Consider the following 24509-nt stretch of genomic DNA (forward strand, 5'->3'; position numbering starts at 1 on the left):
CGGTACGACTCGGTACGCTCAACCGGAGGAACCTCCGGCTCGTCGAACACTAACCGGAGGAGCCTCCGAATCTTTCCGCGAGGGAGGTGTGATGGCCACCACACGACCGCTGCGCGCCGACGCACGGCGCAATCGGGACCGGCTGCTGGAGGTCGCCGTCCGAGCCTTCTCGCAGGACGGGCCGGACATCGCACTCGAGGCGATCGCGAAGGAGGCAGGCGTGGGCATCGGCACGCTCTACCGCCACTTCCCTACCCGCGAGGCACTTGTCGACGCGGCGTACCGCAACGAGCTCGACCGGCTCTGCGACTCCGTCGACGGCCTGCTGGCCACAATGCCGCCCGACCAGGCGCTGCGAGCCTGGATGGAGCACTTCATCGACTACATGAGCACGAAACGCGGCATGGGCGACGCCCTGCGCGCGCTCATCGCCTCCGGCGGCGATCCCTTCTCCCACAGCCGCGACCGGCTGACCGGCGCCGTGACGGCGTTGCTGCGAGCCGGTTCGTCGGCCGGGACGCTGCGCTCGGACGTGCCACCCGACGACGTCCTGATCAGCCTCAGCGGCCTGTCTCTGGCGGCCGCGGACCTGCGGGACCGCGACCAGGCCGGCCGCCTGCTCGACCTGCTCATGGACGCGCTGCGCGCCCGGCCCTGAGCGCCGCTCACCAGGCCCTGAGCGCCGCTCGCCAGGGCCCGAGCGCGCCCAAAGGCTGGGCGAACGGACGGATGGGACGGGACGTCTCCTAGGGTCCTCAATATGCTCTCCCCTTCCCAGGGTGCCGCCGCCCTGCTCGCCGGCTACCAACCCGTCGGCGAGGTCGAGACGACGGACGTCACCAGGATCCGGGCGATGGTCGGTGACACCCCCGACCCGTGGTCGCGCGCCGTTCCGCTGCATCTCACGGCGTCGGCGCTGATCGTGCACCCCGAGTCCGGCCGGGTCCTGCTGCGCTGGCACGACAAGATGGGGAGCTGGCTGCAGGTCGGCGGCCACGGCGACCCAGGGGAGATCGACCCGCTGAGCGTCGCCCTGCGCGAGGGCCAGGAGGAGACCGGCCTGGCCGATCTGCGCCCCTGGCCGACCGGGGAGCTGCGGCACGCGGTCGTGGTCTCGGTACCCGGGACGCCCCGCGAACCCGCGCACGAGCACGCGGACCTTCGCTTCGTCCTCGCGACGGCCACCCCCGACGCGGCCACCCCGGAGAAACCGACCGCTCCCCTGCGCTGGCTCACCGTGCCCGACGCGCTGGAGCTCGCCGCCGAGGACAACCTGCGCGAGACCCTGGCGCGCACGCGGCGCCTGTTCGGCTGACCAACCCAACCCAACCCGACCCGACCCGGCCGGTTCGGATTCCGGCCCGCGCGCGCCTGGTGACGTCACGGCCCGCTGGCGGTGCCGATGGGCCAGGCCTGTGGTTTCCGCCCCGGCCGTAGGCTTTTCTTGTGAACTGGGAGCAGGAGCGTGCGCCGAGACCACGCCGTCCGGTATCCAGCCCGGCTTCCGCGGTCAGGGACGGTGCCACGCGGCTGGGTGACGCGCTGCGCCGGCCGGTTTCGCTGATCCATCCGCGACGCCGCACGTCCGGCCTGGAAGGACCGCCGCTGGGCTCGCGGAGCTCGGTCGTGGCCTGCGGGGTGTACCGCCAGGGTGAGCGCGACCCGCATCCGCACGGGTTCGACGCGGCGTTGCGCACCGTGCGCGCCGGGCGGGACAGCTTCCTGTGGCTCGGCCTGTACGAGCCGTCGGAGGATGACCTGGCCGCGGTGGCGGCCACGTTCGGGCTGCACCCGCTCGCGGTGGAGGACGCCTCCCAGGACCACGAGCGGCCCAAGCTTGAACGCTACGACGACACCCTGTTCGCCGTGCTGAAGACCATCCGTTATGTCGAGCACGACGACGTCTCCACGACCGCGGAGATCGTCGAGACCGGGCAGATCATGGTCTTCCTGGGCCGCGATTTCGTGGTCACCGTCCGTCGTGGCGCGCACGGCGAGCTCCAGACGCTCCGCGCCCGGCTGGAAGCCCGCCCCCAGCTGCTCGCCCGCGGTCCGGCCACCGTGCTGCATGCCATCGCTGACCACATCGTCGATGACTATCTGAAGGTCGCGGACCTGGTGGAAACCGACATCGACGCCCTCGAGAGCGCCGTGTTCGACCACCGGGCCCGGTTTCCCGACGCCGGAGCGGTCTACCTGCTCAAACGGGAAGTGATCGAGTTCAAGCACGCCGTCCTGCCGCTGGCCCCGGCGCTGCGGGTGCTCGCCGACCCGGACGGCGCCGCCGGCCTGGTGCCGCCCGAGGTGCGCAGCTACTTCCGCGACGTCGAGGGCCATCTGAACCGCGTCACCGAACGGATCGCCGGCTTCGACGACCTGCTCGGCTCCCTCCTGCAGGCCACCCTGGCCCAGGTCTCCGTCGCCCAGAACCAGGACATGCGCAAGATCAGCGCGTGGGTGGCGATCGCCGCCGTCCCCACCGCGACCGCGGGCATCTACGGCATGAACTTCGAGCACATGCCCGAGCTGCACCAGGTCTGGGGTTATCCCGCCGCGCTGGCGCTCATGGTCGCGGTCAGCGTTCTGCTCTACAGCGTGTTCAAACGCAACGGCTGGCTGTGAGCCGGGGCTGGTTCTAGGCCGGGGCTGGGACCTGGGCCCTCGGTGAGCTAGGACGAGCTAGGACGAGCTAGGACGTGGACTCGATCTGCGCGAGGAAACGGTTGGCGCCGGCCTGCTTGGCGTAGCCGGCCGTGTCCCTGACGCATTCCGGGCACCAGTGGCCGGCGGTGAGGATGAGCCGGGGACTGCCGGTGAACTCGTGGCCTTCGGCGCAGCGCCAGCGCAGTGGCGCGGCGACGTCGCCCGTCGGCACCGTTTCGGACAGCAACCGGCCGCCGCGGAAGTCGGCGGCCGCGGCGAGGTCGGCGCCGTTCCATTCTGCCGGGTCCTTCGACTCGTCGTAGCCGTGGTCCAGCAGGCGCGGGGTCCTGTCGGGGGCCGGCGGCTGGAAGGTGGACCAGTCCCCGATGGCCTCCCAGTCCGCGCGGGAACCGAAGTAGGCCTGGATCCGTGCCTCGTCGCCCGCGCGGATCCAGGCCATGGTGCCCCTCGGCTGCCGGGTGAGCGGGCCGATCACGAGATTCTTCACGACCGCCGCCGGGACCTTCCCCGCCAGCCGAACGGCGCGCGGGGCGGCCCGAACGGCGCGGGCCAGCGCGCCGTCGAAGGTGTCGCGCCGGAAGGGCACGAGGTCTTCCAGGGTGTCCGAGTCGGTGAACCAATGGCCGTGGAAGTTGCGAGTGGCGAACCAGCCGCGCTCGTACCAGCGGCGCATGTCCTTCACGCCGAGCGCCCTCGCCAGGCCGACCTGGAACTCCCAGTTGGTCAGCCGCCAGGACTCGCCGCCGCCGATGTTGTACACCCGGCCCCAGAACCGATCGGGCACACCGTCCTCGCAGATGTTGGCGACCAGGCGGGCGGAGTCCTCGGCCGACGCCCATTCCATCACCCCCGCGAACGGCACGTGGGTCACGATCGCATCGCGGATCTCCAGGACGCCGGGATGAAAGATCCCCGTCTGGCGCAGCCACACCCAGCGCGGCAGCCGGGACTCCACCAGCACCCGCTCGGCCATGATCTTGCTCTGGCCGTACTCGTCGAACTGGGAGACCCGCAGCGGGTCGCCGACCCGGCCCCAGTGGTGCGGAGGGTTGCGGTCGCCGGTCTCGGCGACCGACCCGACCATGACCACGCCGATCGCCGCGGGGTCCTCCTGGGCCAGCACCGCCCTGACGATGTTCTGGACGCCGCCGACGTTCACCCGGCGGGTGAGCTCGGGATGGTCGTCGGCCAGCGGCGAGACGACGGCACCCAGGTGCAGGACGTGGTCACTGCCGCGCACGCACCGCTCGACGGCGCCGTAGTCCGTCAGATCGCCCCAGACGACCCGCAGGTTGGGCAGGCCGGCGAACTCGCCGATGATCTCTCGTTCACGCCGGGTCGACGGCACCAGGGCGACGACGTCGAAACGGTCGGCGCGGTCGGCGAGCTCACGCAGGACGCAGCGGCCCCAGTTTCCGGTCGCCCCGGTGAGGAACACCTGCCGTCTACCGCTCACGCCCACCAACTCCTCGGCCCGAAGATGTCCGAGGATGTCACAGGGCGTCTGGAATCGGCCGGGCTTCCGGGGCCGACAGCCCGGGTCGGTAGACAGCGACCGTCCCACCGACCCGCTTCGCCTCGTACATGGCCAGGTCCGCCTGGTGCAGCACCGTCTCCGGCTCGGTGAGCGTGCCGGACTCCACGATGGCCAGGCCCACGCTCCCCCGGACCGAGTATGGCGTTCCGACGAGCAGACATGGCGCCGCGACGGCGTCGACGACCCGACGGCCGAGCCGGGCCGGGTCGTCATCGCGGCCCTCGAGCAGGATCGCGAACTCGTCGCCGCCGAGCCGGGCGACCGTGTCCACGGCCCGGACGGCCCCGACGAGCCGCGCGGCCGTGACCCGTAGCAGTTCGTCGCCCGCGGCATGCCCGAGCGCGTCGTTGACGATTTTGAAGTCGTCGAGATCGCAGAACAGCACGGCCAACGACCGCGGGTCGCCGCCTCGGACGCGTCTCTCGAGCGCGTCGCCCAGACGTTCGCCGAACAGTGTTCGGTTCGCGAGCCCGGTCAGCGGGTCGTGGAACGCCTGGTACCGCAACTGGCGCTGGCTCGCCCGATAGCGGGCCAGCAGGCTCGCGTTGTCCCAGAGCGTGCCCACCTGCCGCAATAACGCCATGGTCAGCAGGAAGAGGAGCGCGAACATCTCGCCTCGCTGCACGGGCGCCCAGCTGACCAGCTGCACCAGCGCGAGCACGCCGACCGCGCACAGCGGGAGGTAGGGAAGCATCAGGTGCGCGACCTGCAGGCGGCTCGGCCGGGCGCCTTCCCCACTCTCGCCAGAGTCGCACGCGGACGGGGGCGGCGGCGCCCGGGCCGGGACGACCGCCGCCAGCCCGATGAGCAGCAACGAGGCGACGAAGGCCGTCGAGATCGGCGACGGCACCAGGACCCAGCGGCGCACCGCGGCGGCGGCATAGGTGACCGCCACCAACGCCAGGAGGATCAGTCCCGCGGCGAGCAGGCCGAACGCGGGCCAGTGACGCGGTCGTCGGAACGTGCCGACCAGGAAGACCGCCACCGTGAGCACCAGCGCGCCCAGGGCGAGCGCCCACGCCATCAGGACGGCTACCAGGCTGAATCCGCCGTGCAGGACGACATCCCCCAGCACCAGCTCCCAGTAGAGCAGCGCCAGCGAACCGACCACGATCAGGCTGTCGAGCACGGTCGGGACCAGCCACCTACGGCTGGGTGCCTCAAGGTGCCGATCACCATGTCCACCACCCACGCGTCCGCCCGGCCCTCGATCGAGAGAGTCGGTCGGCATGGTCAGCAGCCCCGCCAGAGCCAACGCGTAGCAGGCCATATAGCCAAGATCGGACAGCTGTAACCGCGGCACGTTCGTCCCGGACACGGCGGTCGACCAGACGCTGAAGCTCACACCGACCATCGTCAGGAGCGCGGCACCGCAGGTCAGCCAACGCCATCGGCGCTCGGCGCCCCGACAGCGCCAGCCCGCGAACCCGCAGCAGGCCGCCGCCGCTCCGGCCGCGACCGCCCCCGCCGACGCCTCCACCTCGACCCCCAGGTGGGGCTCCAGCGCCAGGGCGGTCACCAGCACCACGACCAGGAACACACCCGCGCACGCCACCATCCACCCGAAAGCGCGCGCGCTCACCACCGAACCGCCCACCGGGCGCGGCCGCTCCCCCGCGGGCCTGGCCGATCTGGGAGCCGCCGGCACCACAGCACCGGCTCCCGCGTCGAGCATCGGCCGTCACCCCCTGACCACCAGGCGGTCACGGCTCGGGACCATGCGCCCAGGGAACACCACCATCGTACGACCTGTCTAACGAAGAGCATTTGATCGATCACACAAGGTACCTACGGCTTTGGTCGGCTCCGGGACCCGACGAGGTGGCGCGACGCGGTGGCCGGGGTGACGCCGTCCACCGCCACCAGGAGCTGACGGGGGCCGCGCAGGAGCGGGCTCGGCCGGTAGGGCGGCGGGTCGACGACCAGCCGCGGAGCCACCAGTCGCCGCACGAGCTCCGTCAGGGAGATCTGCGCCTCGAGCCGGGCTAGCGGGGCGCCGAAGCAGTAGTGGACGCCCCCGCCGAAGCCGAGGTGTTCGAGGTTGCGCCGGTCCGGGTCGAACCGGTCGGGGTCGGCGACGTGGTCGGGGTCGCGGTTGCCGGCGGCGAGGACCAGGGTGATGGGCGCGCCACGGGGGACGGTGGTGCCGGCGACCTCGAGATCGTCGAGGGCGCCGCGGTTCCCGAGGAACTGCACCGGTGGTTCGTAGCGCAGCACCTCCTCCACCACCCGGCCGGCCAGGTCGGGCTCCCGGGCCAGCCGGTACGCGACGTCGGGATGGCGCAGCAGGGTGAGCATGCCGTTCGCGATCAGGTTGACGGTGGTCTCGTGGCCGGCGATGAGCAGGAGCACGGCGTTGGCCATCAGTTCGCCGCGCGACAGCCGGCCCTGCGCCTCGGTGTCGGTGGCGAGCCCGGACAGGATGTCGTCGCCGGGGTCGCGCCGGTGGGCGTCGGCCAGGTCGCCGAGGTACTGCCCGAGCTCGGCCGCGGCCCGGACGCGCCGGCCGCGCCGGGTGGCCAGGTCACCGGTGGCCGGGTCGGTGGCCTCGACCACGGCGTCGGCCCACACCCGGAAGCGCGGTTCGTCCTCGCGGGGCACTCCGAGCAGCCGGCAGATGACCGTGACGGGCAGCGGGTAGGCGAAGTCCTCGACGAGGTCCACCTGGTCGCGCTCGGCCAGGTCGTCCACCAGGCCGGCGGCGATCTCGCTGATCTCCGGGACCAGCCGGATGATCCGACCGGGGTTGTGCGGCGGTCCGAAGTGACGGGTCAGCAGCCGCCGGACCCTGTCGTGCTCGGGCGGGTCGAGGGAGATGAACGCCTGCGGCAGCGTCCCGGCCGTGCCGTCCTCGGCGATGGCGGCGTAGTCGTCGCGGCTACGCGGATCCGAGCTGATCCGAGGATCGTGCAGCAACGCGACGATCTCGGCGTAGGTGCTCACGACGTAACCGCCGTCGTCCGCCCGGCTGACCGGTGTCCGGCGCAGCTGGGCGTACAACGGATAGGGGTCGGCGCGGTTGCCGTAGTCGAGAATCTGGTCGAAGACGCTGACCGGTGCCATGAGACGGCCCTCCGGGTGTCGGCGGGGTGCGGCCGGGTCAGCGGCCGGAGTGGACGAACCGGGCGCGCCGCTCGGACGGGTCATGCCCGGTCACCATGACCGTGGCCTCGCGGAGCAGCACTCGCCGGTCGGGGACCTCCATCGGCACGGGACGCCCGGTGGCCTGGTCGACGCACCGGAACTCCGGCGGGAACGGCGCCGCCCGCTCGATCAGGTCCTGGTAGAAGCCCAGCCATTTCCCCTGGTCGAAGGCGACCGCGGCGGTCACCCGGCCTCGGCGGCCGTAGACGGCGACGAACCGGCGGTCCGCGGTGGAGCCCTGCGTGATGATGACCTCGTCGGCGAAGGTGGGTACGCCGACGGACTTGATCTCGATGCCGAACTGGGTCGACCAGAAGCTGGGCACGGCCAGGTGCGGCCAGCGCTCCGTCTGCGGACTGATCATGTTGTGCGCCGCGATCTCGCCCTGCGCGACCGCGTTGCCCCAGTGCTCGAGCGCGAGGAACTGGTAGTCGTAGAGCGGGTGCGGGAACCGCGCCACGTCGCCGGCGACGAAGACGTCGTCGCAGACCATGCCGTCGACGGTGAAGGCCCGCGCCCCGGTGTCGCAGCCGACGCCCCACGGCCCGGCCGCGAGCCCCGAGTCCTGGAGCCATTCGACGTTGCGGACGCTGCCGAGCGCGGCGACCGCCACGTCGACGTCGAGCGACGTGCCGTCGGACAGGTGGGCGCGGCGAAGGCGGTCGGCCTCGTCCCCCTCGAGGGCCGTGACCGTGACGTCGCAGCGCAGGTCGACGCCGTGGTCGCGGTGCAGGTCCGCGGCGACCGCGCCGACCACTCGACCGAGCGCCCCGACCAGCGGCGCGGGGCCGCGCTCGGCGACCGTCACCGGCAGCCCCAGCCCACGGCACGAGGAGGCGACCTCCGACCCGGTGAAACCCGCGCCGATGACCAGCACCCTGCGGGGCCCGGCGGCGAGCCGTTGCCGCAGCCCGGCGGCGTCGTCCCGGCCGCGCAGGACGAACATGCCGTCCAGCGCGGCCTCGGCTGGCTTGGGCCACGGTCGCGCCCGCGCGCCGGTGGCGATCAGCAGCCGGTCGAACTCGACCTCGGCGCCGTCCGCGAGCAGGACCCGCTTGCGGGCCAGATCGAGCCCGGTCGCGCGCACGCCGAGCCGCCACTCGGCGTCGAGGTCATCCGGCCGGGGCAGCGCCGTCCGCCTGCCCGGCACCCATCCGTCGAGGACCTGCTTGGACAGCGGCGGACGGTCGTAGGGCTCGCACGGCTCGTCTCCGATCAGCGTCAGCGAACCGGAGAAGCCCTCCCGCCGCAACGCCGTCGCGGCTCGCAGGCCGGCGACCGAGACGCCCACGATGACGATCCGCGCGAAACGCCTCATTCCGTCGCCGTCGCCGGCGCTGCCATTCGTGCTGGCCCTGCCATAGACGCCGAAGCCGCCATTGACGCTGAAGCCGCCATTGACGCTGAAGCCGCCATTGGCACTGGCGCCGCCATTGGCACTGGCGCCGCCATTGGCGCTCGCGCTGGAGCCGCCATGGACGCTGGCGCCGTCGCTGGCCGATGTACGCGCGTCGACGCCGGGGCGCCGCGCCTGGATCGGCTCGACCCGCAGGGCCTGGACGGGGCAGGCCGCCGCCGCCCGGAGAACCTGCTCCCGCTGGGTGTCGTCGGGCTCCGGGTCGTACCAGAGCGCCTCGTCTCCCTGCATTCGGAATACATCCGGCGCGAGGAAGGCGCACTGCGCATATCCCTGGCAACGCGTGAGGTCGACGACGAGTCTCACGAGACATCCCCCCGGGTCACATCGGATCGGGGGCGACCGTGACCCCGACGCAGCCTGTCCCTTCCCCGGCGCCGCCCGTAAAAACCCTGGCCAGCAGCGCTTCCAAGGCCTCCTTGTTCCCACAGCACCTGCTCGTCGGCCGAGACGGAAAGCGACCTTGGTGACCGGCGATATTTTATCGTGGTATAGCGCGCCGTAACGGCGATGATCCCACCTGACTCATGTGAAAACCCCGGGGATCGGCCCGCCAATTTATAGCTCAGACCTTGCCCGAGGGTATGCATTTCACGTAACGTGGCGTAGTTCATGGAATACAGGCGGCGATCTCCATGGAAACCTGGACGTCGGCGCCTCCGGAGTCGGAGGGGGCACGGCCTCGACCAGGATGGTCTCGGCTAGCCCGTCGGCGAAGCCCGCCGGCGCGAAGTTCTCCGCCTCTTCCTGGACACGCATCGCGACGGCGCTGGCGCGCAGGCGGCAGACCGACGGCGGCCCCGGCGCGTGTGCAGTCGCCGGGCACGATGGCGATCAGGGCGACGATCATGGTGGTGGCCGCCACCACGGCGGCGATGACTGCTCAGACCAACGGCGACGGAGCCGTCCGTGGCGCGCGGGCCGGCTGGGTCGGGCCGCGCCACTCGTCACCGGCGCCGTCCTTGCCCTGTTGCTCGCGCTCGCCGCCCTGCTGGTCGGGCGCTGGCAGCTTGGCCACGCCGAGCATGGCCGTCTCGCCAACCGGGTCGACCTCGTCGAGAGCATCGCGAACTACCGGTCGCAGACCGACGACCCGCAGATTCTCCAGACGATGGTCGACGGCGCCGGTTTCACCCTGACCGACCCGGCCCACGACGCCGCTCTGCTCTCGGCCTTCGACCTCACGCCGACGGGCAACCCGACGGCGGCCGTCGCCCTCCTGGATCCGGCCGGGCGGGTGATCGCGGCGCGTCCGGATGGCGCGGTCATCTCCACCGCCGAGCTGGGCAACGCCTGGACAGAGGCCCTGCGCGGCCAGCCCGGCTGGTCCTCGGCGTTCGACCTGGATGGCAGGGAGGTCCGGGCCGCGCTCGCCCCGGTCCACGCCGGTGGCGTCCCCACCGGGGGCGCCGCGTCCGGCAGGGACGAGCCACGGGCCGTCCTGGTCTCGCTGTCCATCGACACCGCCGGTGAGCGGTTCCAGGAGCGGCTCGGCGTGCTCGCCAACGGACCCGATACCGGCGGGCTGTCCCAGGTGGACCGCAACGGGGTCGCGATCTCCTCGTGGTCATCGACCGAGGTGGGCAGGCGCATCGTCGACCCGGCCCGGGTGGCGGCCCTGCGACCGGGCCATGCCGAGGTCTGGCAGACACATGGCGCCGACGGCCACGAGCAAACCGTCATCGCCGCCGTGCAGCGGACCACCGGCTATGTGACCACGTTCGAGGCCTCGAACGCACAGCTCTACGGGGACCTGCGCAACCAGCAGGCCAGCCGCAACCACACGCTCATCGGCGTGCTCGGCGGTTCGGTGTTCGGGCTGGTTCTCTTCGGCGCGGTCCGTGAGCTGGGAGCACGCCGGGCCCACGCCCGGCTGCACCACCTGCTCGGCAACACCCATGACGTGATCATGTTGGTCCGCGACGACTCGACCGTGGTGTTCATGAGCCCATCGGCACGATGGTTGCTCGGCCAGGCCGACGCCGAGTGGGTGAAACGTCCGCTGCTCGACCTCGTTCATCCCGGCGACCGCGATCGGGTGGCGGCGTCGCTCGCCCGCCTTCCGCCCGGCGAGACGACACTCGTCAACGTCCGATTACGCGCTGGGACCGGCGCCGAGCGCGCGCCGACCCGGATCAGCGACACCGACCCGGAGACGACAGGCGACGCCGAGGCCACCGGGGGCACCGAGGTAACCCGGGACGCCGAGGCAACGGGGGACGCCGAGCCAACCGGGGATGCCGAGCACTTCCGTTGGTTCGACCTCACCGCCGTCGACGAACGCGGCCCTCACGATCTGGGCGGCGTGGTCATCACCTGTCACGAGGTGGGCGAGCGCAAGGCCCTCCAGGACCGCCTCGCCCACCAGGCCCGGCACGACCCTCTGACCGGGCTGCCCAACCGCGCGACCTTCCTCACCCACCTCGCCGGCGCGCTCACGACGTCGGCCGCCGACGGCACCCGGGACGCGCTGCTGTTCATCGACCTCGACGACTTCAAGCCGATCAACGACAGGCACGGCCACGCCGCCGGTGACCACGTGCTGCGCGTCGTCGCCCAACGCATCGTCGCCGCCCTGCGCCCGAACGACCTCGCCAGCCGGTTCGGCGGCGACGAGTTCGGCGCGCTGCTGCGCGCGGTCGACCCGGCGACCGCGCGACTCATCGCCGACCGTCTCGCCACGGCCATCGCCCGGCCGATCAGCATGCCCGCGCCGGACCCTCCAGACGCGGCGACCGCGCCGGACGCCGCCGTGTCCGCGTACCGGGCCGTCCGCGTACAGGTGAGCGCCAGTATCGGTATCGCGCTGAGCACGCCGTCTCCCGACGGCCGCGCGACCCCCGCCGATGCCGGTGCCCTGCTGCGCGCCGCGGATCAGGCCATGTACGAGGCAAAGCGATCCGGCGACGGGCCTTGCACGGTGTCCGCGCCGGACACCGTGCTGGTCACCGGCCCAGCCTCGGCCGTCTCCGCGGCCCGCATGGCAGGCACGGGGAGTGCGGCGACCATCCCGCCGTCACCGCGGGCCGGGTCCGCGCCGGCATCGGGGCCGGCGGCGCCGACGTCCCGGCGGACCTGGCCCGCCTGGTTACGGTCCCTCGCCCCGATCCTCGCGGTCGCGGCGCTGCTGCTCGGAATCCTCGGGATCGGCCTGCGCCAGGAGGCCGACGCCCGGAGCATCGCGCGCGCCGTCGCCCTGACCCAGAACCGTGCCGTCGCGGCGGCGTTCAACGACTCCGCCTCGATGATCCTGGAGCCTGCGCGGCTGGTGCCGTTCGTCTCGGCCGCGCCGTGGACCTTCACGAATCCCGCGGTCGACCGCGGGATCCTGCGCGGGTTCGCCGCCTCCGCCATCGGCGGGCCGGACACGGATCTGCTGCTGACGTCGCCTGACGGGCAGGTTCTCTCGGCGCTGCCGGCGAAGGCGACGCTGCCGGTCGACACCCGAAGCGCCCTGTGGCGTTCGGTGGTGGCGGGCCGGGCCCAGTGGACGCCGGTGGTCGCCGACTCCGCCGGGGTCGAGCGGGTGTACGGGCTGGAGCCGGTGATGCGCGGGGACAGGACCGTCGCGGTGCTGGCCATCGGCCGCTCGGCGCGCCATGGGTTACCGACGGTGATCTTCCAGTCCCTCGCTCCGCTGGGCTCCCTGGAACTCGTCGACCAGAACGGACGCGTCGGCTTCGGCTCGGACGTCACGTTCATCGGTCGTCGCGTCGTCGACCCCGCAACGCTGCACAGGCTCCCCCCGCAGGGCGAGGCGGCCTCCGTCCGCTCGGCCGACCCGGGCCTGATCTCGTTCGCGATGCCGACGGGCACGATTCCCGGCTACTACACGCTCCTGCAACGAAGTCGGACCGTGGTCTTCGACGACCTCGGCAGCTCGCTGCCCGGGCTCGGGCTCCTGCTCGGCATCGTCGCGTTCACGCTGATCGCCGTGGCCGCCGCCGACGACCGCCGCCGGCGCGCCCTGCGCCGTGACGTCGACCGGTTCGAGGCACTGCTGCGCGGCGCCCACGACATCGTCGCCGTCGCCGCCCCAGACGGCCGGATCAGCGTGGTCGGCCCGTCCGTGACCCGCCTCCTCGACCAGCGGACCACCGACTGGGCCGGCCACGACGTCGGCGACCTGGCCCATCCGGACGACGCCGCCCGGCTGCGCGCCTTCGTCCAGACCACCGCCGGCCGGCGGGCGCCGTCGCGACCCGTCACGGCGCCGTCGCCCCCCACCTCGGGGAGACCACCGCCGGTTCCGGCGGCGGAGCCACCCGGTCCGCGGACGCTGCAGGACGTCCGGCTCCGTACCGCCGACGGCCAACACAGATGGTTCGACGTCACCGCGTCAGCGCTGACGACCTCGGCCGGCTCGGCCGTGTCCGGCGTCCTGCTGACCTGCCACGACATCGGCGAGCGCAAGGTGCTCCAGGACGAGCTGACCGCCGCCGCGTATCACGACCCGCTCACGGGTCTGCCCAACCGGGCCTCCTTCGCCCAGTGCCTCGACGCGGCCACCTCCCGGGGCACCCATGGGGCGGGCATCGCGCCGTTCGGCGTCCTGTTCGTCGACCTGGACAACTTCAAACCCGTCAACGACACCTACGGCCACCCCGCCGGTGACGAGGTTCTCGAGATCGTCGCCCTGCGGCTGGAGGCCACCGTCCGCGCGGGCGACCCCGTGGCGCGGCTCGGCGGCGACGAGTTCGCCATCCTCGTCGAGAACACGGACGAGGGCGAGCTTGTCGAGCTCGCCGAGCGGATCCTCGCCGCGCTGCGTCAGCCACTGCGGACCCACGGGGCGGTCCTGACCGTCGCGGCGACGATCGGTGCCGCGCTCTCCACCGCCTACCCCGACCCGGTGCGGGTCGTCCGCGCCGCCGACCTCGCCATGTACGACGCGAAACGTCGCGGTCGCGGGAGCGTCGTGCTCGCCAAAGCCGACGGGTGCCTCCCGCGCCGACCGGCCGGCGACCAACGACCTGGGGATGCGTAACCGGGCCAGATGGCCAGGTCATCGCGCACCCAGACGGGCGTTACGATCCGGCGTAGTTCGCGTCGTATACGTCGCAATCGGGGATAGGTTACGAGTCAGGGCGGGGCTCGCCGATGATCGGATCGGCGGCGTCGGTGCGGTGCGCGGCGCGCGGGGCGGCGCGCGGAAGAGTCCGACGGGCGCAGGAGAGGAACGGGGAGTCAGTGACCGACAGCGACGGTGCTGGAGACGGATCGTGGAACTTCGAGTCGGTGGTCCCAGCGGGCGGGTCGGTGCTCGGGTCGGACGGTGAGCCGATCGACCTGCGCACCGAGGTTCCGCACATCGCTCGGGTCTACGACTACTGGCTCGGTGGCAAGACCAACTACCCGGCCGACCGGAAGGTCGCCGAGGCGGTCATGGCGGCCATGCCCGCCGTCACCGAGAGCGTCCAGGCCAACCGCGCCTTCCTGCGCCGCGCCGTGCACCTGCTCGCCGCCGAGCACGGCGTCCGCCAGTTCCTCGACATCGGCACCGGCCTGCCCGCTTCGGACAACACCCACGAGGTCGCCCAGCGCGCCGCCCCGGACGCCCGGATCGTCTACGCGGACAACGACCCGATCGTGCTGGCACACGCGCACGCGCTGCTCACCAGCACACCCGAGGGCAGCACGACCTATGTGCATGGCGATGTCCGCCGGCCGGACGAAATCCTCGCCAAGGCCGCCGAGGTCCTCGACTTCAGCCAGCCGATCGCGCTGATGCTGATCGCGATCATGCACTGCGTACCGGAGGATCAGGACCCGTACTCGATCGTGCGCACCCTCGCCGACGCGATGCCCCCCGGCAGCTTCCTCGTCCTCACGCATCCGGCCGTCGCGACCGACGCCCCCTCGGGAAACGTCCCGGCGGAGGACCTGGCGGCGGCGTACGCCCTGATGCAGGAGGCGTCCACCGGCAGCTTCCACGCGCGGACGCAGGAACAGATCGGCCGGTTCTTCGACGGCTGGGACCTGCTCGAGCCCGGCGTCGTGCTGGCGACGAAGTGGCGCGCCGACGAGCCCGAGTCCACCGTGATCTGGGTCGGGATCGGGCACAAGCCCGCCTGACCCGACCGCCAAGGCGCCTGCCAGCCGGCGTTTCGTCGGCGCGCGGCCGGTCGAGCGTGGTAAGTAAGCGCCCGCTCAGCAGAAGTGGCCCCGTCGCCGGGTGCGCTGGTAGCGTCCGCGGCCATGCGCGTGCTGGTCGTCGGTGGTACCGGCCCGTCCGGCCCGCACGTGGTGCGCGGGCTCGCCGAGCGCGGCCATGAGGTCACGATCTTCCATCGCGGCACGCACGAGCCGCCCGAGGCACGCGACCACGAGCACCTGCACGGCGACCCGCACTTCCGCGAGTCCATCGACGAGGCGCTGGGCACCCGGACGTTCGACGCCGTGCTCGCCATGTACGGCCGCGTCCAGCACCTCGCGCCCGCGCTGCGCGGACGCTGCGACCAGTTCGTCAGCGTCGGGGGCGTCCCCGTCTACCGCGGCTACTTCCCCCGACCGGGCTCGAGGCTGGCCATCCCGGTCGAGGAGGACGACCCGCTCGTCGACCCGGCAAGCGACGATCCGGCGCTCCGGTTCTCCGGACGGCTGGCGGAAGCCGAGCGGGCGGTCTTCGCCGAGCACCCGCGCGGCACCGTCCTGCGCTACCCGATGCTGTACGGGCCCAACAACGCCCGGCCGCACGAGTGGTCCGTCGTCCGCCGGATCCGGGACCGGCGCCCGTTCATGATCCTCCCCGACGGCGGCATCCAGGTGCACACCCGCTGCGCCGTCCGCAACGCCGCGGCGTTCGTCCTGGCGGCGGTGGACCGCCCGGCCGCCGCGGCCGGCCAGGTCTTCAACTGCGGCGACCCGGTCAGCTGGTCGTTCCGCGACTGGGCGCAGCTGGTCGCGCGGCTGATGGGCGCGGAGCTCGACATCGTCGCGCTGCCACGCGACGTCGCCATCGAGGCGACCACCTCGATCCTGCCGCTCGCCGGCACCACCGCTGAGCACTGCGTCCTCAGCACGGAGAAGGCCCGCCACGTCCTCGGCTACCAGCCCGCGGTCGACCCGGTGGCGGCCATGGCGGAACTGCTCGCCTGGTACGACGAGCGGCCGGACTTCGAACCCGGCGCCAACCCGTCGTTCACCGACCGCTTCGACTACGCCACCGAGGATGCTCTCGTCGCCCACTACCGGGCGGCGCTGCGCCGCCTGGGCGACGCCGTCGAGCAGCGCCCCGCGGCCCCGGCCCACTCCATGCCCCACCCACAGCGACCCGGGCTGGTCGACGACCGCGGCCGGTGACGCACCCGTTTCGGCCGCGCGGCGCCAGGCCGTGTCTGACGGCCTCCGGCCACGCGAGGCTCCGCCATCATCGCCGCGGGGGTCCCCGGGAGGTCGGCGCCAGCCGATCTTCCGGGGGAGCGACTTTGGCCTAGCCCTCCGCGAACGGGGCTGAACAGGCCGCGCAGGTCGCGGCGGGGCTGGCGGTGGCCGAGGCCGCTCGAAGCCGCCGTGACGGCGGGCGGCCCGCGCGGATCTGGCTGAGGACGGGCGTGCCGATCTCGTTGATGACGACACGCGCGCCGTCGTGGCGGCGGGCCCGGGTCCAGCTGTCGAGCAGTTCGTAGGCGGCGTGGTCGAGGTAGTCGACCGCGAGGTCGAGCTGGACCGGCGCGGCGGCGGGCAGCCGGGCGAGCTGGCGGGCCAGCCGGGGCAGCGACGGGAAGGCCAGCGTTCCCTCGATGACCACCCGCCACGGCGAGCCCGCGCCAGCCGGCGGGTGCACGTGGACGGGCGCGACGAGCGCGCGCCGCAGCGTCTGCAGCACCGCGACGCCCACGCCGAGCGCCACTCCTTCCAGGAGGTTGAGGACCACGACGCCGCCCGCCGTGACGAGGTAGGTGGCGAGGTCCCCGTGCCGGGACAGGACCCGGACTCCGGCCAGGTCTACGAGCTTCACGCCGATCACGACGAGCAGCCCGGCAAGGACCGCGAGCGGGATCTGACGCAGCAACGGCGCGAGCAGCAGGGCGAACGCGGCCATCCACAGCCCGTGCAGGATGGCCGACGCGCGGGTCCGGGCGCCGGCCCGGACGTTGGTGGCGCTGCGGACGATCACGCCGGTGACCGGCAGCCCGCCCGCGAGCCCCGACACGGTGTTCGCGGCGCCCTGCGCGACCAGCTCCCGGTCCAGGTTCCCGCGAGGACCGCCGTGCATGTTGTCCACGGCGACGGCGGACAGCAGGGACTCGATGCTCGCGATCAGCGTGACGGTGAGGACGGCGGTCGCGATTCCCGTCATCGACCCGCCAGGCAGCTCCGGCAGCGCGAGCGAGCCGAGAATGTCATGGGGCAGCCCGACCCGGGGCACGTCGGAGGCGAGCGACGCCACGGTCGTGAGGGTCACCGCCGCGAGCGGCGCCGGAATGCTCGCGAGCGGGCGCGGCAGCCGCGGCCACACCAGCATCAGGACGACGGTCGCCAGCCCGAGCACGGCCGCCACCGGGATGTGGACGGTCCCGAACTGGCGGCCGAGCTCGACGATGTTGTCGAGCGCCGAGGACCGCGCGGCACCACCGAGCACGACGTGGACCTGGCCGACGACGATCGTGATCCCGATACCCGCGAGCATCCCCTGCACGACGGCCGGGGAGATCGCGAGCACGCCGCGGGCGACCCGGCTGGCACCGAGCAGCACCTGCAGGACGCCCGCGGCGGCGGTCACGAAACAGGCGGCCCGCCAGCCATAGGTGGCCACGACCGTCGCGACGACGGAGATGAGGCCCGCCGCCGGGCCCGAGACCTGCAGGGGCACGCCGCCCAGCGCGCCCGCCACGACACCCCCGACGACGGCGGCGATGACGCCGGAGGCGACCGGCGCCCCGGAGGCGACGGCGATGCCCAGTGAAAGCGGCAGCGCGACGAGGAAGACGACCAGCGACGCCTCGACGTCGACGCGCCAGCGGGAACGCGCGTCGCGACGGCCGGGGCTGGCCAGTGATCGGGACTCGCGCGGGTCGCGCGTGTCGGGCGCAAAGATCTCGTCAGGCACGTGCGGACTCCAGTCGTAGGCCGGCTGCAGACACCCACGACAACGCGTAGCCATAAAGCTACGTTCCGAGGTTGATTGGGTTGGTGGTGTCGAAGATGTGGGCGCACAGTGGCCGAGTGTCGACCGTTTGTCGATCACACATCCGGGCACACCGGCCCGCGTGGCGGCATGGGACAAGCGAGCTGACATGATCGTTTACGAGGAGGAGCCGTTCAACGCGGAGCCTCCCGCGGCGGCGCTCGCCGACAGACCGGTCACGCCTCTGGACACCTTCTACAGCCGCAACCACGGCCCGATCCTTCAGATCGACCCGGACTCGTGGCGCCTGCGGGTCGACGGAGTCGTCCGCCGTCCCCTGGTGCTCTCCCTGGCGCAGCTTCGTGCCCGTTTCCCCGAGCGGACGGTGGTGGCGACGCTGCTGTGCGCCGGCAACCGCCGGGCCGAACTGGCCGCCGTCCGCCCCATCCCCGACGAGGTCCCGTGGGGACCGGGCGTGGTCTCCACGGCACGGTGGACCGGCGTCAGCCTCGCCGACGTGCTGGCCTCGGCGGAGCCGTGGCCCGACGCGGCGCATGTCGCCTTCGGCGCGGCGGACGTCTCCGAGCTCGCCGATCCTCCGCAGCCGTTCGGCGGGTCGGTGCCGATGTCGAAGGCGATGGCCGGCGAGGTCCTGCTCGCGTGGGAGATGGACGGCGCACCGCTGCCGCCGGCGCACGGCGCCCCGGTCCGGGTGGTGGTGCCCGGCTACATCGGCGCGCGCAGCGTCAAGTGGGTCGAGCACATCCACGTGCAGGAACGGCCGTCGGACAACTACTTCCAGGCCACCGCCTACCGGCTGCTACCGGCGGACGCGGACCCGGCGGACGCGCCCGGCACCGGGTTGTCCCTCGGGCCGCTCGCCGTCAACGCCGCGATCCTCACCCCCGGGCAGGGCCAGACGCTGCCGCCCGGGCCGAACCGGATCAGCGGGTACGCCATCGCCGGGGACGGCCGCGGCGTGGCACGCGTCGACGTCCGGGTGGAGACGCCGGGACCGGGCCGGGACACCGGCACCGGCACCGGCCCGGACGCGAACGGTGCCAGCCCTTGGCGGCAGGCCGACCTCGGCCCGGCGCCGAGCCCCTGGGCCTGGCGGCTGTGGGAGACGACCGTGCGGATCCCGCCCGGGCCGGTGGACATCGTCGCGCGCGCCTGGGACACCAGCGCCACCGTGCAGCCGGAACAGCCCGCGACCCTGTGGAACCCGAAGGGCTACGGCAACAACGCCTGGACCCGGGTACGGGTCACCGGCCGAGCCGCCTGACCGAAGCGGAAGGGCGCGTCGGCGGCCTCAGGCGCAGGTGGCCCGGTAGGGCAGGTTCGGGAGGTAGCGGGTCCACTCCGCTTCGGTGAGGCGGTCGGTCGGGATGGCGCAGGCACGCTGGGCGAGCTCTGCGGGGTCGACGGTCCACAGCCGGACGGTCCGGTCGGCGCTGGTGGTGGCGAGGTGCCTGCCGTCGGGGCTGAACGCCACCCCGTAGACGTGGTCGTCGTGACCGGCGAGGGTCGCCAGCGGCCGGGGCTGGCGGGGGTTGGCTACGTCCCACAACCGGGCGGTCTGGTCGCGGCTGGTCGTCGCCAACGTCTTGCCGTCCGGGCTGTATGCCACCCCGTAGAGCGCGTTGGTGTGGCCGGTGAGGGTGGACAGCGGCGCCGGCTTCCGGAGGTTGGTGAGATCCCACAGCCGGATGGTCCGATCACCGCTGGTGGTGACGAGGACCTTGCCATCCGGGCTGAACGCCAGGTCCAGGACGAAGTCGGTGTGGCCGGTGATGGTAGCGAGCAGCACCGGATTGGCAGGGTCGGCGATGTCCCACAGCCGGGCTTTCTGGTCGGTGGCGGCCGTGGCGAGGGTCCTACCGTCCGGGCTGAACGCGACACCCCAGACGGCGCCGGTGTGGCCCGTCAGGGTCGACACCGGCGTCGGCTGGCTCGGGTTGGTCACATCCCACAGGCGGGCCGTGCGATCGAGGCCCCCCGTGCTCGCCAGCAGCCGGCCGTCCGGGCTGAACCTGACGCCGTACACGTTCGCGGTGTGGCCGGTGATGGTCGCGAGCGACACCGGCTGGCTCGGGTTGGTCACATCCCACAGGCGGGCCGTGTGGTCGGTGCTGCCGGTGGCCATCGTCTTCCCGTCGGGGCTGAACGCCACCCCGTTGACCTCGTCGGTGTGCCCGGTGAGGGTGGCGATCGTGGTCGGCTTCTCCGAGTCGGTCACGTCCCACAGGCGGACCGTGTGGTCGTCGCTGGTGGTGGCGAGCACCTTGCCGTCGGGGCTGAACGCCGTGTAGATGACGTTGTCGGTGTGGCCGGTGAGGACCGACAGGGTGGCGAGCGGGGTGTCGGCGGCGGCCAGGAGCGCCGCGCGGGCCTCCTGGGTCGGGGCCAGCCGGTAGGCGGCCGTCGCCAGCCGGAGCGACAGCCCGCGGTCGGTCGGTTCGGCCGCCGTGGCCTGCGCGGCGAGTGCCCGGGAGCCGGCGGCCAGGTTCTCGGTCGACGGGCTGTTTCCGTCGCCCGAACGGTTGAGCAGGGCGACGGTCGTGACCGCCGCGGCCACGGCAAGGGCGAGGCCCGCCGCGACCAGCATCCGGCCGCGGCGTCGCCGGCGGCCCCACGGGACGATGCCGTGCCGATCGGTACCCGCGGGTGCCTGCGCGCCCTCGGGCCGGCCGGCCGGAGGGACCGAGCCACCCGGCGGGACCGAGCCACCCGGCGGGACCGACATGGTGAGTGGCGGGATGGTCGGCGGCGGTGTCCGCGGTACGGCCGAGATGAGGGTGGCCTCGGGTTCGGCGTCCCCTGGAAGTCGCGGCGCGGCGCGCTCCGGCACGACGGGCACCGACGAGCCCAACAGCATGCCGTAGAGCTCGGCGGCCGTCGGCCGGACCGCCGGGTCCTTGCGCATCGCCATCTCGACGATGTCCCGCAGCGGCGTGGGCAGGCCGGACAGGTCGGGCGGCTTCGTCTCGATACGGTAGAAGATCACATCCGTGGGACCGTCCCCGAAGGGCAGGCGGCCGGTGCCGGCATGCACGACGATGCCGCCCCAGGCGAAGATGTCGGCGGCCGGCGTCAGGTCCGTGCCCGCGACCTGTTCCGGCGCCATGAACGCGGGGGTGCCGACGCGCCTGATCTCCCGGGACAGGGCGGTGGCCGCGTCGAGCGCACGGGCGATCCCGAAGTCGATGACCCGCGCGCCGGTCGACGAGAGCAGGACGTTCTCCGGCTTGAGATCCCGGTGGACCACACCGGCGCTGTGGATGACCGTCAGCGCCGTAGCCACGCTGATCGCCAGCTGCTCCAGGTCTGCACGGGCGAGCGGCCCGCGCTCCCTGATCGCCTGGGCGAGCGTCGGGCCCTGGACGTAGTCGGTGACCAGGTAGGCCAGCTCGCCGTCCGGGTCGGCGTCGAGAACCTCGGCTGTGCAGAATCCCCGGACTCGGCGGGCGTTCGCCACCTCGTGGCGGAACCGGGCTCGGAACTCGCGGTCGGCGGCGACCTCGGGACGGATCACCTTCACCGCGACCGGGCGTCCCTGCGGGCTGAGGCCGTAGTAGACCACTCCCATCCCGCCGCGGCCCAGCCGGCGAAGCAGGGTGTAGGAGCCGACCTGGCGCGGGTCGGTCTCGGTCAGGGGCGCGCCAGCCGTGCCGCTCCCCGGCGTGTCCAGGGTCACCGCGACCGCCGCCGCGCCGCGCCGTCCGCGTCCGGACTCGTGCCCACCTTGTCTCCCTGCGTAGCTCGCTACGCGGACATGCTGGCAGGAATCGGCGGACTCCCGGCGAGGGTGGAAACTTACTGACATCCCAGTGCTGGCCGGCCATCCCAGTACTGACCGGCGACAGGTCGATCGCGACGAGGAGTGCCTGTCGGCGGCGGTCTCAGGAGCAGGTGGCGCGGTAGGGCAGGTTCGGGAGGTAGCGGGTCCATTCCGCCTCGGTGAGGCGGTCGGTCGGGTCGGCGCAGGCACGCTGGGCAAGCTCGGCCGGGTCGACCGTCCACAGGCGCGCGGTCCGGTCCGCGCTGGTGGTGGCCAGATGCCTGCCGTCCGGGCTGAACGCCACCCCATAGACGTGATCGTCATGGCCGGCGAGGACGGCCAGCGGCCGCGGCTGCCGAGGGTTGGCGACGTCCCACAGCCGGGCGGTCTGGTCACGGCTGGTGGTCGCGAGCGTCCTACCGTCCGGGCTGAAGGCCACCCCGTAGAGCGCGTTGGTATGACCGGTAAGGGTCGCCACCGACACCGGCTTCCGGAGGTTCGTGACGTCCCACAGGCGGATGGTCCGATCGCCGCTGGTGGTCGCGAGCGTCCTACCGTCCGGACTGAACGCCAGGTCCAGGACGAAGTCGGTGTGGCCGGTGAGCGTCGCGAGCAGCGCTGGGCTGCGCGGGTCGGTCAGGTCCCACAGCCGGGCCTTCTGGTCGGTGGCCGCCGTGGCAAGGGTCCTGCCGTCCGGGCTGAACGCGACGCCCCAGACGGCACCGTCGTGACCGCTGATCGTCGCCAGCGGCGTCGGCTGACGCGGATTGGTCACATCCCACAGCCGGGCCGTGTGGTCGAGGCTGCCGCTACTCGCCAGCAGCCGGCCGTCCGGGCTGAACTTGATACCGAACACGGCCTCGGTGTGGCCGGTGAGGGTGGCCAGCGACACCGGCTGGCGCGGGGTGGTGACGTCCCACAGCCGGATCGTGTGGTCGCCGCTGGCGGTGGCGAGCACCTTGCCGTCCGGGCTGAAGGCCACTCCGTTGACCTCGCCGGTGTGCGCGGTCAGCGTGGCGATCGTCGTCGGTTGGCCGGGACCGGTGAGATCCCACAACCGGGCGGTTCCGTCGTCACTGGTGGTCGCGAGAATCTTCCCGTCCGGGCTGAACGCCGTGTAGATGACGTTGTTGGTGTGACCGGTGAGGACCGCCAGCGTGGTCAGTCTGCCGTCCACGGCGGCCAGCAGCGCCGCGTGGGCCTCGGACGTCGGCGCCAGCCGGTAGGCCGCCGTCGCCAGCCGGAGCGACAGCCCACGGTCGGTCGGTTCGGCCGCCGTGGCCTGCGCGGCGAGCGTCCGAGAGCCCGTCGACAGGTCCTCGGTCGGCGCCCCGCCCGCGCCTCCCCCGCGGCTCAACAGCACGACGGTCGTGAGCGCCGCGGCCACGGCGAGGGCGACGCCCGCCGCGACCAGCGTCCGGCCGCGCCGGCGCCGCGGTGGCGTGCCGGCGCCAGGAGGTCCGGTAGGCGGAGGATGACTCACAGCGCCGGGTCGGCTGTCCCTGGCCGGAGAGACCCAACCGGCTGGGCGGATCGGACCGCCTGGAGAGATCGGACCAGCTGTCGGAGCAGCTGGAGGCACCGAGACGCCAGAAGGCACCGGCGGGGCCCAGGGCGGGATGGTCCACGGTGGTAGGCCGGGAAGGGCCGAGATGACCGTGGTCTTGGGCTCGTCGTCCGCGGACGACTCAGGCGGCTCCGGCGCGGCGGGCACCGAGGCCCCGAGCAGCATGCCGTAGAGCTCGCCGGCCGTCGGCCGGACCGCCGGATCCTTGCGCATGGCCACGGCCACGATGTCCCGCAGCGGCATGGGCAGGCCGGACAGGTCGGGCGGCTTCGTCTCGATGCGGTAGAAGATCACATCCGTGGGGCCGTCCCCGAACGGAAGGCGACCCGTACCGGCATGCACGACGACACCGCCCCAGGCGAAGATGTCGGCGGCCGGCGTCAGATCGGTGCCCGCGACCTGCTCCGGCGCCATGAACGCCGGCGTGCCGATACGCCGGATCTCCCGGGACAGCGCCGTCGCCGCGTCGAGCGCGCGGGCAATTCCGAAGTCGATGACCCGCGCACCCGTCGGAGAGAGCAGGACGTTCTCCGGCTTGAGATCCCGATGGATCACACCGGCGCTGTGGATGACCGTCAGCGCCGTCGCCATGTTGATCGCCAGCTGTTCGAGGTCGGCACGGGCGAGCGGCCCGCGCTCCCTGATCGCCTGGGCGAGCGTCGGGCCCTGGACGTAGTCGGTGACCAGGTAGGCCAGCTCGCCATCCGTATCGGCATCAAGGACCTCCGCCGTGCAGAATCCCCGCACCCTGCGCGCGTTGGCGACCTCATGGCGGAACCGCGCCCGGAACTCCCGGTCGGCGGCGACCTCCGGGCGGATCACCTTCACGGCGACCAGGCGTCCTTCGTGGCTTCGGCCGTAATAGACCACACCCATACCGCCGCGGCCCAGCCGCCGCAGCAGCGTGTACGAGCCGACCTGACGTGGGTCAGTGGCCAGCAGGGGCACGCCAGCGGTGCCCCCCGGCGTGTCCAGGGTCATCGCGACCGCCGCCGCGCCGCCCCGCCCGCCTCCGGATTCGTGACCAACGTGTCCCCCCGTGTCACCGCGTTAGGAACATCGTCGCAGGACACCGACCAGACGTCGACGGAGTTGGAAACTCGCCACCGCCACCTCGGGTGTGCCAGAGGGGCCTAATGTCCCCGCCACCCGGTTTGCTACTGTTACTCCTGTTCCTGGGGAGGGGTGCCCGAGGGAGTGTTCTCATGGCCTCTGTCTCCAGAACCTTTACCGGCCTTGCGGCCGCCGTCGGCTTGGCCGCGGTTCTTGCCTCCTGCAAGCCGGGTTCGTTCCCGCCCCCATCCGGCGGTGGAAACCCCCGCCCGACGG

At 72.7% G+C, this 24509-nt stretch carries 14 protein-coding genes; 7 read left to right on the forward strand and 7 right to left on the reverse strand.

The window, feature by feature from the left end; genetic code table 11:
- Nucleotides 1-91 precede the first annotated feature (91 nt).
- From FRCN3DRAFT_RS0238025 to FRCN3DRAFT_RS0238035, 3 genes are all read left to right on the forward strand, one after another.
- On the forward strand, nucleotides 92-658 hold the full coding sequence (locus tag FRCN3DRAFT_RS0238025) for a TetR/AcrR family transcriptional regulator (protein ID WP_007510571.1): 567 nt from the start codon (nucleotides 92-94) through the stop codon (nucleotides 656-658).
- A gap of 102 nt (nucleotides 659-760) precedes the next feature.
- Nucleotides 761-1315 carry an NUDIX hydrolase gene (locus FRCN3DRAFT_RS0238030; RefSeq protein ID WP_007510569.1) on the forward strand — a complete coding sequence of 185 codons (555 nt, stop codon included), beginning with the start codon at nucleotides 761-763 and terminating at the stop codon, nucleotides 1313-1315.
- A gap of 311 nt (nucleotides 1316-1626) precedes the next feature.
- Entirely contained in the window at nucleotides 1627-2622 is a 996-nt protein-coding gene (locus tag FRCN3DRAFT_RS0238035; RefSeq protein ID WP_007510567.1) for a magnesium and cobalt transport protein CorA, read from the forward strand.
- Nucleotides 2623-2689: 67 nt separating this feature from the next.
- Here the strand turns inward: FRCN3DRAFT_RS0238035 and FRCN3DRAFT_RS0238040 are convergent, their stop codons facing one another.
- The 4 genes from FRCN3DRAFT_RS0238040 to FRCN3DRAFT_RS0238055 form a co-directional block, all read right to left on the reverse strand.
- Nucleotides 2690-4120, reverse strand: a complete 1431-nt coding sequence (locus tag FRCN3DRAFT_RS0238040) for an NAD-dependent epimerase/dehydratase family protein (protein WP_007510566.1) — start codon at nucleotides 4118-4120, stop codon at nucleotides 2690-2692.
- A gap of 37 nt (nucleotides 4121-4157) precedes the next feature.
- Complete coding sequence (locus tag FRCN3DRAFT_RS57285; RefSeq protein WP_269799876.1) at nucleotides 4158-5783, reverse strand: GGDEF domain-containing protein; 1626 nt, start codon at nucleotides 5781-5783, stop codon at nucleotides 4158-4160.
- Between the two features lie 206 nt (nucleotides 5784-5989).
- Entirely contained in the window at nucleotides 5990-7264 is a 1275-nt protein-coding gene (locus FRCN3DRAFT_RS0238050; RefSeq protein ID WP_007510563.1) for a cytochrome P450, read from the reverse strand.
- A gap of 37 nt (nucleotides 7265-7301) precedes the next feature.
- Nucleotides 7302-9068 (reverse strand): FAD-dependent oxidoreductase, encoded by a 1767-nt coding sequence (locus tag FRCN3DRAFT_RS0238055; protein ID WP_007510561.1) that lies wholly within the window; start codon nucleotides 9066-9068, stop codon nucleotides 7302-7304.
- A gap of 664 nt (nucleotides 9069-9732) precedes the next feature.
- Here FRCN3DRAFT_RS0238055 and FRCN3DRAFT_RS0238060 point away from each other — a divergent pair.
- The 3 genes from FRCN3DRAFT_RS0238060 to FRCN3DRAFT_RS0238070 all read left to right on the forward strand — a co-directional run bounded on the left by FRCN3DRAFT_RS0238060 (nucleotide 9733) and on the right by FRCN3DRAFT_RS0238070 (nucleotide 16064).
- Nucleotides 9733-13749, forward strand: coding sequence for a diguanylate cyclase domain-containing protein (locus FRCN3DRAFT_RS0238060; protein ID WP_232794385.1), 4017 nt, complete (start codon nucleotides 9733-9735; stop codon nucleotides 13747-13749).
- A 203-nt stretch (nucleotides 13750-13952) separates the two neighbouring features.
- A complete protein-coding gene (locus tag FRCN3DRAFT_RS0238065; protein WP_106410598.1) occupies nucleotides 13953-14837 on the forward strand; it encodes an SAM-dependent methyltransferase in 885 nt (294 codons plus the stop codon).
- A 123-nt stretch (nucleotides 14838-14960) separates the two neighbouring features.
- Nucleotides 14961-16064 (forward strand): NAD-dependent epimerase/dehydratase family protein, encoded by a 1104-nt coding sequence (locus FRCN3DRAFT_RS0238070; RefSeq protein ID WP_007510555.1) that lies wholly within the window; start codon nucleotides 14961-14963, stop codon nucleotides 16062-16064.
- A 130-nt stretch (nucleotides 16065-16194) separates the two neighbouring features.
- Here FRCN3DRAFT_RS0238070 and FRCN3DRAFT_RS0238075 read toward each other — a convergent pair whose 3' ends face one another.
- Nucleotides 16195-17814 carry a SulP family inorganic anion transporter gene (locus FRCN3DRAFT_RS0238075; RefSeq protein WP_007510552.1) on the reverse strand — a complete coding sequence of 540 codons (1620 nt, stop codon included), beginning with the start codon at nucleotides 17812-17814 and terminating at the stop codon, nucleotides 16195-16197.
- A gap of 187 nt (nucleotides 17815-18001) precedes the next feature.
- On the opposite strand from FRCN3DRAFT_RS0238075, the gene FRCN3DRAFT_RS0238080 reads away from it, so the two are divergent.
- Entirely contained in the window at nucleotides 18002-19117 is a 1116-nt protein-coding gene (locus FRCN3DRAFT_RS0238080) for a sulfite oxidase (protein ID WP_007510550.1), read from the forward strand.
- 27 nt (nucleotides 19118-19144) lie between these two features.
- Here FRCN3DRAFT_RS0238080 and FRCN3DRAFT_RS0238085 read toward each other — a convergent pair whose 3' ends face one another.
- Nucleotides 19145-21529, reverse strand: coding sequence for a WD40 repeat domain-containing serine/threonine protein kinase (locus FRCN3DRAFT_RS0238085; RefSeq protein WP_007510548.1), 2385 nt, complete (start codon nucleotides 21527-21529; stop codon nucleotides 19145-19147).
- 205 nt (nucleotides 21530-21734) lie between these two features.
- The gene (locus tag FRCN3DRAFT_RS48255) at nucleotides 21735-24161 is read right to left on the reverse strand and encodes a WD40 repeat domain-containing serine/threonine protein kinase (RefSeq protein ID WP_007510546.1); all 2427 of its coding nucleotides are present in this window, start codon (nucleotides 24159-24161) and stop codon (nucleotides 21735-21737) included.
- Between the last annotated feature and the right edge of the window lie 348 nt (nucleotides 24162-24509).

It is taken from the genome of Pseudofrankia saprophytica (assembly GCF_000235425.2).
Lineage (GTDB): Bacteria > Actinomycetota > Actinomycetes > Frankiales > Frankiaceae > Pseudofrankia > Pseudofrankia saprophytica.